The organism is Paenibacillus nasutitermitis (genome assembly GCF_014641075.1).
GTDB classification, from domain to species: Bacteria; Bacillota; Bacilli; order Paenibacillales; family Paenibacillaceae; genus Paenibacillus_Z; species Paenibacillus_Z nasutitermitis.
Genome location: NZ_BMHP01000001.1, coordinates 900,294 through 913,764 on the forward strand (window position 1 = coordinate 900,294; position 13,471 = coordinate 913,764).

The 13,471-nt window shown below is 52.6% G+C and carries 12 protein-coding genes; 11 read left to right on the forward strand and 1 reads right to left on the reverse strand.

Translation table 11 applies throughout. From position 1 onward, the window contains the following. Positions 1-67: 67 nt before the first annotated feature. From IEY46_RS03690 to IEY46_RS03725, 8 genes are all read left to right on the forward strand, one after another. Positions 68-1,045, forward strand: a complete 978-nt coding sequence (locus IEY46_RS03690) for an ABC transporter permease (protein ID WP_229750045.1) — start codon at positions 68-70, stop codon at positions 1,043-1,045. Next, positions 1,039-1,938, forward strand: a complete 900-nt coding sequence (locus tag IEY46_RS03695; RefSeq protein ID WP_188989228.1) for a carbohydrate ABC transporter permease — start codon at positions 1,039-1,041, stop codon at positions 1,936-1,938. The genes IEY46_RS03690 and IEY46_RS03695 overlap by 7 nt, the downstream gene beginning before the upstream one ends. 34 nt (positions 1,939-1,972) lie before the next feature. Next, positions 1,973-2,818 carry a phytanoyl-CoA dioxygenase family protein gene (locus tag IEY46_RS03700; protein ID WP_229750046.1) on the forward strand — a complete coding sequence of 282 codons (846 nt, stop codon included), beginning with the start codon at positions 1,973-1,975 and terminating at the stop codon, positions 2,816-2,818. Between the two features lie 25 nt (positions 2,819-2,843). Further along, the gene (locus IEY46_RS03705) at positions 2,844-4,067 is read left to right on the forward strand and encodes an enolase C-terminal domain-like protein (RefSeq protein WP_188989232.1); all 1,224 of its coding nucleotides are present in this window, start codon (positions 2,844-2,846) and stop codon (positions 4,065-4,067) included. A gap of 28 nt (positions 4,068-4,095) precedes the next feature. Next, positions 4,096-4,941, forward strand: a complete 846-nt coding sequence (locus IEY46_RS03710; RefSeq protein WP_188989234.1) for an NAD-dependent epimerase/dehydratase family protein — start codon at positions 4,096-4,098, stop codon at positions 4,939-4,941. Between the two features lie 402 nt (positions 4,942-5,343). Continuing rightward, positions 5,344-6,099: an IclR family transcriptional regulator gene (locus IEY46_RS03715; protein ID WP_188989236.1), complete on the forward strand. Its 756-nt coding sequence runs from the start codon at positions 5,344-5,346 to the stop codon at positions 6,097-6,099. Between the two features lie 49 nt (positions 6,100-6,148). Then, entirely contained in the window at positions 6,149-6,922 is a 774-nt protein-coding gene (locus tag IEY46_RS03720; protein WP_188989238.1) for an SDR family NAD(P)-dependent oxidoreductase, read from the forward strand. A 376-nt stretch (positions 6,923-7,298) separates the two neighbouring features. Continuing rightward, positions 7,299-8,198, forward strand: coding sequence for a fumarylacetoacetate hydrolase family protein (locus IEY46_RS03725; protein WP_188989240.1), 900 nt, complete (start codon positions 7,299-7,301; stop codon positions 8,196-8,198). A 98-nt stretch (positions 8,199-8,296) separates the two neighbouring features. On the opposite strand, the gene IEY46_RS03730 is transcribed toward IEY46_RS03725, so the two are convergent. Next, complete coding sequence (locus IEY46_RS03730) at positions 8,297-9,163, reverse strand: AraC family transcriptional regulator (protein ID WP_188989242.1); 867 nt, start codon at positions 9,161-9,163, stop codon at positions 8,297-8,299. A gap of 218 nt (positions 9,164-9,381) precedes the next feature. On the opposite strand from IEY46_RS03730, the gene IEY46_RS03735 reads away from it, so the two are divergent. The 3 genes from IEY46_RS03735 (at position 9,382) to IEY46_RS03745 (ending at position 13,442) form a co-directional block, all read left to right on the forward strand. Then, complete coding sequence (locus IEY46_RS03735) at positions 9,382-10,233, forward strand: amidohydrolase family protein (RefSeq protein ID WP_188989244.1); 852 nt, start codon at positions 9,382-9,384, stop codon at positions 10,231-10,233. Positions 10,234-10,410: 177 nt separating this feature from the next. Further along, on the forward strand, positions 10,411-11,934 hold the full coding sequence (locus IEY46_RS03740; protein ID WP_188989246.1) for a tagaturonate reductase: 1,524 nt from the start codon (positions 10,411-10,413) through the stop codon (positions 11,932-11,934). Further along, positions 11,931-13,442 carry a UxaA family hydrolase gene (locus tag IEY46_RS03745; protein ID WP_188989248.1) on the forward strand — a complete coding sequence of 504 codons (1,512 nt, stop codon included), beginning with the start codon at positions 11,931-11,933 and terminating at the stop codon, positions 13,440-13,442. Before IEY46_RS03740 ends, IEY46_RS03745 begins: the two co-directional genes overlap by 4 nt. The last annotated feature ends 29 nt before the right edge of the window (positions 13,443-13,471 follow it).

Below are 13,471 nucleotides of genomic sequence, written 5' to 3' on the forward strand. Positions count from 1 at the left end.
GGCAGTTTCCGCTGCCCTTTCCTTGCCGATATCCGGTAATCTTTCGGAGAAGGAAAGGAATGATGGGATGAGTGCGAAATCCGTCTATGCTCCGCCCGGCACTACGGGGACGCCTAACAACCCTGTCGGGATGAAGAACAAAAGCCGCAGGCTGGGTACGCGGATTTGGAAATCACGATTTATTTATCTGCTGATTCTGCCTACGATTGTTTATTTCGCCGTCTTTACGTACGCACCGTTCTACGGTATAACGATCGCCTTTAAAGATTATAAAATCATTGCGGGTATCATGGACAGCCCATGGGTCGGCTTTAAACATTTTCATGCGATGTTTATGTCGGAAAAGTTTCCGGCGCTGCTCAAGAACACCATTCTCATCAGTATGTACCGCCTGCTGTTTGGTTTCCCGGTACCGATCCTGTTTGCCTTGCTGCTCAATGAGGTGAGGAACATCTGGTTCAAGCGCTCCATTCAAACGATTACGTATTTCCCTCATTTTCTATCATGGGTCGTATTTGCCGGGATCATTTACAATTTCATCGGACCTAGTGGAATTATCAATCTTGTGCTCACGAATATGGGCCTGGAAAAGTTCAATTTCACCACTAATCCCGATGTATTCCGGACGCTTGTGGTCATTACGGCGATCATGAAGGAATTCGGCTGGGGGGCTATCATATATTTGGCTGCTTTATCTGGCATCGACTCGCAGCAATACGAAGCGGCAAAAATTGACGGCGCCGGAAAGCTGAAGCAGATCTGGCATGTGACCCTGCCCGGAATCCGGTCCATTATCGCCCTTCTTTTCTGCTTGCAGCTCGCAGGCATATTGGATGCTGGTTTTGACCAAATCTTTATGTTTCTGAATCCGGCCCTCTATGATGTCGGCGATATTATTGATACGTATGTATACCGGCTCGGTATTCTGCAAGCCCAATTCGAGCTTTCGACTGCAGTCGGGTTGTTTAAAGGCGTGATCGGCATGATCCTCATCATTACGGCAAACACCATCATTCGCAGGATGGGGGAGAAATCGTTATGGTAAGAAGAAAGGATTTGGATGCGAATCCATGGTGGGCGCAAGGACTCATCTATCTGATTCTAATTGCAGCCGGCCTGATTACTCTCATGCCTATGGTGAATGTGTGGGCGATTTCCTTCAGCGAAGCGCATGAGATTTACAAGAATCCCATGATGCTTTGGCCCAAGTCGTTTACGCTGGAATCGTATAAATACATTTTCAACACGGAGGTTCTGCTGAAAGCCTTCGGCATTACGGTCTTTGTCACGGTGGTAGGGACTTTCCTGAATCTGGTATTCACGGCCACCGGCGCGTACGGCCTGTCGAAGACGCATATACCGGGGCACCGGTTTCTGCTGTGGCTTGTCATCATCCCCATGCTGTTTGGGGCAGGCCTCATCCCGATGTATATTCTGCTCAAAAATATGGGCCTGCTGAACAGCATCTGGGTGCTTATTATCCCGCAGCTCGTGGCTCCATTCAACCTGATCCTGATGCGCAATTTCTTCTGGAGCATCCCGGACAGTCTGGAGGAATCTTCGCGAATCGACGGGGCTTCGGAAATGCGCGTATTATGGAGCATTATTCTGCCACTGTCCAAACCGGTTATCGCCACGGTCGGCTTGTTCTACGCGGTGGGGCACTGGAATGACTTCTTCTCCGGCCTGTTCTTCATCAGCGACAACAGCAAGTGGCCGCTTCAAATGGTTCTGCGCTCCATTATTATCGATTTCAATATGCTGAATATGGGAACCCAGAACACCAGCACGTTGAATGATTCAAGCCGCTTGGTCGTCCAACCGGAGAATATCAAGGCGGCCACGATTATTTTTGCCATTGTACCGATCCTGATTGTTTACCCCTTCCTGCAAAAATATTTTGTCAAAGGCATTATGCTGGGGTCCGTCAAAGGTTAATCAAACTCACAATGTGAAAGCGAGGCTGATGAATGTGGCTTTATCCGCTTACCAAACGACAAAAGAGGACATTCTGGCGCACTATAAAGAAAATGGCTTTGCCGTAATTCCCGATGCATTGTCCCGGGAGGAGCTTGATTATCTCAACGGGATGGTCGAGATTTCATTGAAGAAATCCCCGGAGCTTTGGCATAAACCAATGGAAGGGGCAGTGGGGACAGGCAGCTTTCTGGAGCAGCATCCGCTTGAAATGGATCGATTTATCCGCCATTCCGGAATTTTTCCGCTGATTCAGGAGGTATTGCTCGGCGAGGCCCGTTTTGCCCAGTTCGATTTCCGTGACGTGTCTGCGGAAAGGGCAAGCGCAAGCGAGATGAATTTCCACCGCGACATCAGTTATTACGGCACCATGGGCGGGAAGATTTACGATCCCGAAAATCCCTATATCAGTACGTATACCTGCGTTATTTATTATTTGTCGGATGTCCATGAATGCTGCCCGGCCTTTTGCCTGGTACCCAACAGTCATACGTATGCTACGCTTGACGAAGCGAAAGAGAAGCTCGGTGAGGCCTATCAGGAAATTCCGATCCGCGGCAAAGCGGGAACTGCAGTGCTGTATAATATCACCACCTACCATACCCGTAAGGGCGGGCGGGACGACTGCACGCATGGACGGCGGACCATGCATAATTACCATTCGCGGGCAACCAGTTATCCTTTGACCAATTGGGCCACAGTGCCGGAGGTGCTGGCGATGAGCGAGGATCACGACACCCGGTTGTTCTATTCGCAATGGACGCCCAACCAACTCAAGTATGCCCGCGATACGTATTCGAAGCCGGTGCCTCCCTATTATCCGGTGCATATGATCAAGTAGGTTCGAACCGGAAAGGATGGATGAAATGACAAGGATCAAACGGATCAGGCTGATTCGTACGCGCCAGGATAACAGCTGGTCGATTGTGAAGGTGGAGACGGATCAGGACGGCCTCTATGGCATCGGCTCGGCGAACGATTATTTCAATCCAGGCGCCGTAGCTGCCGTCATCGAGGAGCTGCTTGCGCCGACGCTGATCGGCCGTGACGCCGGTGCGATCGAGGATATCTGGCAGTCTATGTACCAGAGCGGGTATTGGCGCAATGGTTCGGCTTTGATGACAGCCATTGGCGCTATCGATATGGCGTTATGGGATATTAAAGGCAAGGAAGCGGGCATGCCGGTGTACCGGCTGCTCGGCGGTCCTTGCCGCCCGGCCGTTCCCTGCTACGCCCACGCGAGCGGTAAGGATCTTGCCGAGCTTACGGAAGATATCGCTCGATACATGGAGGAGGGATATCCGGTCGTCCGCTGTCAGCTTGGAAATTATGGTGGCGGCGGCTTCGTCCCCGCGCAGCAGGCGAAAAGGCCGGCGAATGCCTGGCCGGCCACAGTCGTGTTTGATGAAGAAGCTTATCTGGAAGCGATTCCGAATATGTTTGAACAGCTTCGCGGACATTTTGGGCCGGATGCCAAATTTACGCATGACGTGCATGAGCATCTGAGCCCTCAAGGAGCGGTCATTCTGTCCAAGCGGCTGGAGCCCTACCGCCTGTTCTTTCTTGAGGATGTGCTGCCGCCCGAGCAAATCGCCTGGTTCCGCAACATCCGCCAGCAAAGCACAACGCCGCAAGCGATGGGCGAACTGTTTACGAACCCGCATGAATGGATCCCGCTTATCCAGGAGCGGCTGATCGATTATATCCGTGTCCGCGTATCCAAAGGCGGCGGCATATCGGCCTGCCGCAAGCTAGCAGCGTTCGCTGAGGCTTACGGCGTCCGCACAGCTTGGCAGGAAGGCGGTGATAACGATCCGGTTAACCAGGCGGCGGCCATGCATCTGGATATGGCGGTCTGGAACTTTGGCATCCAGGAAGAGAATACATTCAGGGCGGAAGAGCTTGAAGCGTTCCCGGGTCATGCGGTTCTCCAAGGCGGTCATCTCTATGCCAATGAGCGGCCTGGTCTTGGCGTTGATATCGACGAGGAGAAAGCGGCTAAGCTTGTAAATCCGGAGCTCAAAACCCGCATGTATCATAGGCCGTATCCGATTGACCGCAAGGCGGACGGGACAATTGTCCGACCGTGATCGGAATCAGGGAGGGAACTTCAAATCGATGAAGCATATCGCAGTCACCGGAGGAAGCGGCAAGCTTGGACGGCAAGTGGTGTCAGACCTCACCGAACATGGCTATAAAGTAACCGTAGTGGACAACAAGCCGCCGGATGGGCTGCCCTGTACGTTCATTAACGCCCACCTTTTGGATGCGGGCGAAGCTTACGGCGCACTCAAGGGAACGGATGCGGTTATTCATCTGGCCGCGATTCCGGGGCTTACGACTTATACGCACGGCCGTATTTTTACGAATAACGTCATCTCCACTTACAATGTGTTGGAAGCAGCCGAAGCGCTGGGCATGAAGAGAGCGGTAATCGGTTCCAGTGAATCGTCATACGGCTTTTTTTGGGCGAAGCATCCCTTTGTCCCGGACTATTTGCCCGTGGATGAGAATCATCCGAAGCTTCCGCAGGAAACATATGGCATGTCCAAAGTAATAAATGAGATGACAGCCGGGATGTTCAACCGCAGCTCGGGCATGCATATTGCGCCGCTGCGTTTCTCGACTATCATTTCCGAGCGGGAATGGCCGCATATCGTCCGTCAGCTGCTGGCAGATCCTGCCCGATTCAAACGCAATCTATACAGCCATGTTGACGTGCGCGATGCGTCTGCGGCATGCCGGCTGGCTCTGGAAATGGATATTCCGGGAGCCCAGCCTATGAATATCACCTCTGGCACGACGTTGTCCGATGTCGATACACCCGAGCTTATTGCGCGTTATTTTCCCGGCATCACGGATATCAGGGAAGATCTCTCCGGGCACCGGGCGCTTGTCAGCAACAGCTTGGCAAGAGAGGTCCTTGGTTGGCAGCCAGTGCATTCCTGGCGGGAATTCGTCTGAAGAAGTCAGAGAATAGGCTGGAATGATAACTTGGACATTTCGGAATGTGGTGAGGCATATCAACGTACATCGCAGAATAACGGGTTCCATGGCAACTTCGGCTTTGAGGGATAGCATCCTTCAAAGCTTTTTTTATGGGATTGTCAAAATGAAAGCGTTTTATAGAATAGTTATGATTTTGTGTAGGATCCTGAATCCCTACTTCCCCGCTACCATCCTTTAATTCGTATAGACCAGAAAATAGAGAGAGAATTTTGACCTGCAATTTCATAGCGTGAAAATGGCCGTTTCCGTTCATTATCCTCTTGAACATTGATCCAAATAAAGCTATAGTAAACACAGGAAGTTTATTATAAAGAAATCGGTTTATTATAATGAACTAGCGAGGTGGGGAGCAATCAGGTGACGGAGGAACGAAAGTATTGGGTGCCTGCGCTGGATAAGGCGAACCGCGTGTTGTCCGTCGTATCGCAGGAGCCGGGGAAATACAAGCTGATCGATTTGTCCAGGCGGCTTGATATTAACAAAAGCTCCATGTTCTCGCTGCTGCACACGATGGAAACGCTTCAATGGGTGAAGAAGGGTGCTGACGATACGTATTCGCTTGGCGAAGTCATAGCGGTGCTTGGATCCTTAATGATTAGGCAGTTTGATCTTCAGGATATTTTTCAGGAAGAAGCCGCGGGGGTAAGAGACCGATTGCAGGAAACGATTCAGCTGGCGCGGCGGATTGACGACCATATCCTTTATCTGGGCAAAGTTGAGGCGCCTACACCTGTCCGGCTGCAATCCGAGCCTGGTATGCGTTTGGCGGCTCATGCGACAGCATTGGGCAAAGTCATGCTCGCCCAGCTTCCCGAAGCGGAATGGGAACGGCTTTATCCCGGCAGAACGCTTGCCAAGATGACGCCCCGGACAATTGATGACCGGTCAGAGCTGTTCGCCGAGCTGACTGAGATTCGCAAGCAGGGTTATGCGCTGGATGATGAGGAAGCGGTAATCGGTTTTCAATGTGTGGCCGCACCGATTTATAATCTGGCGGGGGAAGCCATTGCGGCGGTAAGCTGCTCCATGCCGCTGCATCAGTGGGAACAAAAAGCAGAGGCAACCAGGCAGGAAATCGTTGACCTGGCAAGAAGATTGTCCCGGCTACATTAGGCCGGTCCCGGAAACGGAGAACTTCAAAAAAACAGGAGGTTATCTCATTATGCGATTGCAAGGTAAAGTTATCCTCATTACTGGCTCAGGTTCGGGGATTGGCAGAAGCACAGCACAGCTGTTCGGACGCGAGGGCGCAAAAGTTATCGTTAACGATCTGAATACCGAACACGGCGAGGAAACGGTCCAGCTTATTCAACAGGCAGGCGGAGAAGCGGTATTCATCCGTGCAGACGTAACGAATCCCGGCGAAGTGTCAGCCATGGTCGAACAAATCATTGCCCAGTACGGCCGCATCGATGTGCTGTTCAATAATGCCGGCATCAGCGGAGTCGGTCTGCTTCATGAAATTGAGCCGGAAGCTTGGGATAAAGTAATCAACGTGAATATCCGCGGCGTCTTCATCCCAAGCAAATACGTCATCCCGCATATGATGAAACAGCAAAGCGGCTCGATTATCAACATGTCCTCCTGTATCGCCGAGATCGGACTCGCCCGCCGGGCATCTTATGCAGCCACCAAAGGCGCCGTGCTGGCACTCACCAAATCCATGCAGGTGGATTACGCGTCCTACAATATCCGTGTAAATGCGCTGCTTCCGGGGACCATTATGACGCCTTTTGTTGAAGATTATCTCAAGAAGTCGTACGATAATCCAGAGGAAGCGATTGAGGGTCTGAAGAAACGCCAGCTGAGCGAAGAGCTTGGCCGTCCGGAGGACGTGGCGCTGGCCGCCCTGTTCCTGGCGTCCGACGATTCCAAGTTTGTCATGGGGGCGCCTTTCTATGTAGATGGAGGAGTCGTTTTCGGCAAAAACGCTTAGCGGAAGTTCAAAAAGCCCCCGATTGATCACGAAGCAAATGCAGGGGAGCGTACCCGGCGTCGAATCTTGCGTTCGCCTTTGAAGTGAGGTGCTCATGTAGGTTTAGCCTACACTGCGCTCCACCTTCTGCAGGCTTGCGCAACCTTCTCGGTGCTGAATCGTTGACTTTTTGAACCTTGATCTTAAGCGGAAGTTCAAAAAGCCCCCGATTGATCACGAAGCAATTGCAGGGGAGCGTACCCGGCATCGAATCTTGCGTTCGCCTTTGAAGTGCGGTGCTCATGTAGGTTTAGCCTACACCGCGCTCCACCTTCTGCAGGCTTACGCAACCTTCCAAGCACAGCACTTATATTATGATGAAAGAGGTTGAGTATCAATGAAGTTAGTTACAATTGCAAATAATGGAAATAATGAGCTTGGTGTGAAAACAGAAGCCGGTATTATCGATATCGGCAAGGCGTTCCAGCAAATTCCGGCAAGCCCGGATACCCCCAAGACGGTTATGGAGGTTATCGAAGGAGGCGACCAGGCAGTTGCGGCTCTGCAGAAATACATCAATGAGCTGCCGGCAGAGGGAGCGTCTTATGTACTGGATGAAGCAGCCGTTCAGTGGGGACCTTGCGTCACTCACCCGAACAAAATCATCTGCGTGGGCTTGAACTACCGCAAGCATGCCGAAGAAACCAATGCCAAAATCCCGGAATATCCGATTCTGTTCAATAAATTCAACAACACGCTGACTGGCCATGAACGCGATATCGCCGTACCGAAGGTGACCAAGAAGCTGGATTACGAAGCGGAACTGGTTATCGTCATCGGCAAAGAAGCCAAGTATGTGTCGAAGGAAGATGCGCTGGGCCATGTGTTCGGATACTGCAACGTCAATGATTTATCGGCGCGCGACCTTCAGCTGCGCACACAGCAGTGGCTACTCGGCAAAAGCTGCGACGATTTCAGCCCGCTTGGCCCTTATCTGGTAACGGCGGATGAAGTTGGCGACCCGAACAATCTCGCTGTTAAAACAACCGTGAACGGCGAAGTGCGCCAATCGTCGAACACTTCGGATATGATATTCCATTGCGATGAAATTGTTAGCTATATCTCGCAGCATATGACCTTGGTCCCTGGAGATATTATTCTGACGGGAACGCCGGAAGGTGTTGTACTAGGTTTGCCGGAGGATCAACAGGTCTATCTGAAGGCAGGCGATGAGGTTACGATTGAAATCGAAAAGCTGGGCGCGCTGACGAACCGTTTTGTGGAGGAAACGGTGTAATAACCGATCGCTTCCAACGATTCATAGCTGAACGAAAAACAGGGAAAGCAGCCGTATGCGGCCATTTGCTTCCCCTGTTTTTTCGTTTCACAGCCTGCTTATCTTGAGGCGGTCTGGCGGTATTCGGCTGGAGCGGCACCCGTTAACCGCTTGAACATCCGGTGAAAATGAGGCAGGCTGTCAAAGCCGCATTCCAAAGCGATTGCGGATATCTTAAGGTCGGTCGTGACCAGCAGTTCCTTGGCATGAATCATTTTCTTCGTATTGATGTATGTTTTGAAGGTCATGCCGATCAACTGCTTGAACAATCGGCTGAAATGCTCGGGCGATACCGAATACAAAGCGGCAAGCTCGGTCAGATTGGAGGAGCCTGCCACATCGCGGTCAATATGCGCAAGCGCCTCGGCAAACCATTCCGGTCTGGCGGCGTTCTGTTCATTGAACGAAGGCTGATGCAGGGCGGGCACCAGCCGGCTGATTTCCAGCAGGGCCAGCTGCAGCCTGGCGGCGATCATATGCCGGTATCCATGCCCGCGCCGTTCGGATTCCAGCTTAAGCTCATCTATCATGGCGCTGAAATTCGCCGCGGCAATCGGAGGCAGAGCGAGCTTGTAGCTGATTGCGCTTGAAGACCGGAATAGCTGATGGAAGGAGAAGGCTTCACCATAGGTCTCCGCTGGAAGAATGGAGGAATTGAAGAACAGCGCCGTCGAGGTGACGGGATCCTGTTTGTCGGGAAAAGCGCGGTGAATCGTATTTCCCGGAATCACAAACAAATCGCCCGGCTCCATTTGATAAAAGGTATGGTTAATAAAGATCGTCCCTTTGCCGCTGTATATATACACCAGTTCATGCCAGTCGTGAATATGATCGGGAAGCTCGCTTTGCGGCTGCTTCGTATCCTTGTAAACCATGCTGAGCGGGAATGGATGGTCATCGGGAAAAGGTTTGACGATAGGCTTCATGTCGAACATCTCCTTTCATCATTTAAGTGCATTATATCAAAAAAAGATATGTTTATATCTGTTTTAACACTTTTAATCCAAATTATTGATGCTATGATGAGAAGATAAGCGAAAACGGACACCGATATGGAAGCGGTATCTCCAAAAGCTGGCACTTCATGTTAACGCCGATCATCTGTTTGTAGCAAATTCAAAAATGAAGAGAGGAGCCATTGCCGTTGCCTAGAATTGATGCACACCAACATTATTGGGATCCTGCACAGATTGATTATGGATGGCTGACGGAGAAAAGTTCTCCGATTCTTTACCGTTCCTACATGCCTGAGGATCTGGAACCTGCGCTCCACGCAGCCGGAATGGACCGGACGATACTGGTTCAGGCTGCGACCCATCATGAAGAAACCCATTATATGCTGAAGCTCAGCGAGCAGCATGAATCAATCGCAGGGGTGGTCGGCTGGCTTGATTTGAATGATCCGCAGTGGGCAGCCGTATTGGAATCTTTCCGGAGCCATCCGAAGTTCCTTGGTTTCAGGCTGATGATCCAGGACATGCCCGAGCCCAGCGAAATCCTTCGACCCAACGTGATCGAAGCCCTGCGGGAAATAGCCAAAATGGATCTGCCGGTCGATCTGGTGGCCATGTGGCACCAACTGCCGGTTGTTCTTGAGCTGCTCAGAAATGTGCCCGGTCTCCGGGTCGTGATGGATCACCTGGCGAAACCCCGGATTAAAGAAGGCATTTTCGAGCCATGGGCCACTCAAATGCGGGAGGTCGCAAGCTATCCCAAGATTTATTGCAAGCTTTCCGGGCTGGTGACGGAGGCGGACCACACCGCTTGGGAAGCCGGGGATTTCACCGCATATGTTGCCCACATTGTGGACATTTTTGGCACCAGCCGGATTATGTATGGCAGCGACTGGCCTGTATGCCTGCTCGCGGGAAGTTATGCCCAGGTTCATGAAGCGCTGGGCAAGGTGCTGCCGGACACGCTGACTGATGCCGAACTTACCGCGTTGTATGGAGGAAATGCGGCTGTTTTCTACAAACTGGATGCTATACCGGAATAAAATATAAACCGCTCAGAGATACAAGAATGACCCGCCAAAAGTTGGTGGGCTGCGTGGGCAATGAGGAACAGCCCGTGCTGATACGGCTGGGATTTCCAGGCCCCGTCGTGGAAAGTCAGAAGGCTGCTGCCTTTAGAGACCACAGCGGCTGAAACAACTAAAGGAGGTATATCTTGAATGTCACAGACAAGACAAGGCAGTGATGCCAAACCGCTTGACAGCCAGGTGCTAAATGCGGAGGAATCGGCGGCGTTCAAAGCGATGAAGCAAAGCCCCGTGCGTATCGTCCAGATTGGCGAAGGCAATTTTCTGCGCGGCTTCGTCGATTGGATGGTCCATGAGATGCGCAGGCAGGGCAAGTATGACGGAGCGGTTGCCGTCTCGCAGCCGCGGCCTTCGGGCAAGGCCAAGCTGGAACAGCTGCAGGCGCAGGACGGGCTCTACACATTAATTGTCAGGGGCATTGAACAGGGGGCTCCGGTGGAACGGATTGAGAAAATCGCTGTTTTTGGCGAGTTTATCGATCCCTACACCCAGTGGGAGGCTTTGCTTGCCTTAGCTGAGCGACCGGAGCTTGAGGTGCTGGTGTCGAATACGACGGAAGCGGGATTAACCTATCAGCCTACGGAAGTTTCCCTCGATAAACCCGCTATCTCATATCCGGCGAAGGTAACTGCCCTGCTTTACCGGCGTTTTCTGACCTTCGGCGCCGACCCCGCTAAAGGACTTCTGCTGCTTCCCTGCGAGCTTATTGAAGGCAACGGGGATGAGCTGAAACGCTGCGTTCTGCAGCACAGCGCCGATTGGCAGCTGCCGGAGCCGTTTATGGCCTGGGTGCGGGATCATAACCGTTTTCTGAATTCGCTGGTGGACCGGATTGTGACGGGCTATCCTGGCGAAGAAGCTGCTCAGTGGCAGGAGCGGCTCGGCTACGACGATAAGCTGCTGTGTTCAGCAGAGCCCTATTATTTATGGGCAATTGAAGGCGAAGCCGGGTTGGAGAGCAAGCTGCCTTTCCAGGCAGCAGGTCTTGATGTCGTCTGGACCGGTGATTTGAAACCCTACCAGCTGCGCAAGGTTCGTATTCTGAACGGGGCGCATACGCTGATGACGCCGATCGCGCTGCTGAATGGCGTTTCGGAGGTGCGGTCTGCGCTTGAGCACCCGCAGCTGGGCCCTTATATAAGGGATGCCGTAGAGCTGGAGATTATCCCTTCCCTGGCTTCCGAGATGGCTCCCGCCGAGACGAAGGCGTATGCCGCCACCGTCTTCGAGCGGTTTGAGAATCCTTATAACCGTCACCGGCTGCTGGATATCGCGATGAACAGTATCAGCAAATTCCGGGCGAGGCTGCTGCCGTCGCTTGAAGGTTATATGTCCGCCCACAACGGAGAACTGCCCGAACGCATTGTGAAGGCACTGGCTCATCTGCTCCGGTTGTACAAGGTGAGGCTGGTAGAGGATCAATTTGCAGGCGAACGTTTTGACGGATCTGACTATACGATTCGCGATGACCGGACTGCGCTGGAATTTCTGGCAGCCGCGTGGGACCGGTATGAAGCCGGAACCCACGACCGGACACAGCTGGTTGAGGAGCTGCTGGATTCCGACTTGCTCTGGGGCAAACCATTGAACGGCATACCGGGACTTGTGGAAGCGGTGGTGGAGCAGTTCAAGGGAATGAAGGAGGAAACAACATGAGTGACTCTATTAAACTGAGCCCGAACGATCACGTCATGATTGCGCTGCGGGATCTGCAGCCCGGTGATACGGTGCAGACCCGTGAGAGCGGAGGCGCGGCGATCACAGTGCTGGAACCGGTGCCCAAAGGACATAAAGTACTCGTCAAGCCAGTCACCCAGGGAGATGATGTGCTCAAATTCGGTTATTCCATCGGCAAAGCAAAGGAAAGCATCGAGGCCGGCCATTGGGTGCATACGCATAATCTGGAGACGGGACTGAGAGGGAAACTGGATTATGTGTATACGCCATCAGCTCCGGCAGAGGAGAATGCCCTACAGCAAACGTCTCCCACTCAGCTGACATTCCAGGGTTATATCCGGGACAACGGCGAAGTCGGGATCCGCAACGAAATCTGGATTCTGAATACGGTCGGCTGTATTAACAAGACCTGTGAGTCCCTGGCCAGGATGGCTTCCGCGGAACATAGCCAGCGTATTGACGGGGTCTATCATTTCGCGCATCCTTACGGCTGCTCCCAGCTGGGAGACGATCTCAAGTATACCCAACAGCTTCTGGCTTCATTGGCCAATCACGGCAATGCAGGCGGCGTTCTGGTGGTAGGTCTGGGCTGCGAGAACAACCAGATTGATTTGTTCAAAGAGGTGCTGGGCGATTACGATCCCGACCGGATCAAATTCATGCGTTCGCAGGATGTGGCCGATGAGCTCGAGACAGGGATGGAGCTGATCGGCGAGCTTGTCGACTATGCGGCGAAATTCAAACGGCAGTCGGTACCCGTATCGAAGCTGAAAATCGGGCTCAAATGCGGCGGCTCCGACGGTCTGTCCGGCATAACGGCCAATCCGCTGGTCGGCGCGCTTTCCGACCGCGTAATTGCGCAGGGAGGGACGGCCATCCTCACGGAAGTGCCGGAAATGTTCGGTGCGGAGACGATTCTGATGAATCGAGCGAGCGACGAAAGGGTGTTTCATAAAATCGTGGATCTGGTCAACGATTTCAAGCAATATTTTATCAATCATGGCCAGGATATTTACGAGAACCCTTCACCAGGCAACAAAGCAGGCGGAATTTCAACGCTTGAGGAAAAGTCGCTGGGCTGCACGCAGAAGGGCGGCCATGCCATAGTCATGGATGTCGTGCCATACGGCAAACGGATCGCGGCCACTGGCCTCAATTTGCTGGAAGCGCCGGGAAACGATCTGGTGTCGGTTACGGCCTTATCCGCTGGCGGAGCGCATATAGTGTTGTTCACGACGGGGAGAGGCACACCGTTTGGCGGGCCGGTGCCGACGGTCAAGATTTCGACGAATTCCGAGCTTGCCGCGCATAAACGCAACTGGATTGATTTTAATGCAGGCCAGCTGCTGGAAGGCAAGAATATGGAGGGATTGTCGGAGGAACTGCTTGATTATTTGCTGGAGGTGGCGTCCGGCCAGCAGCAAACCAGGAATGAGCGCAACGGCTACCGGGAAATTGCGATTTTTAAGGACGGCGTTATTTTATAGAAACGGGAAAGCCGTCAAGCTGCTGCTCA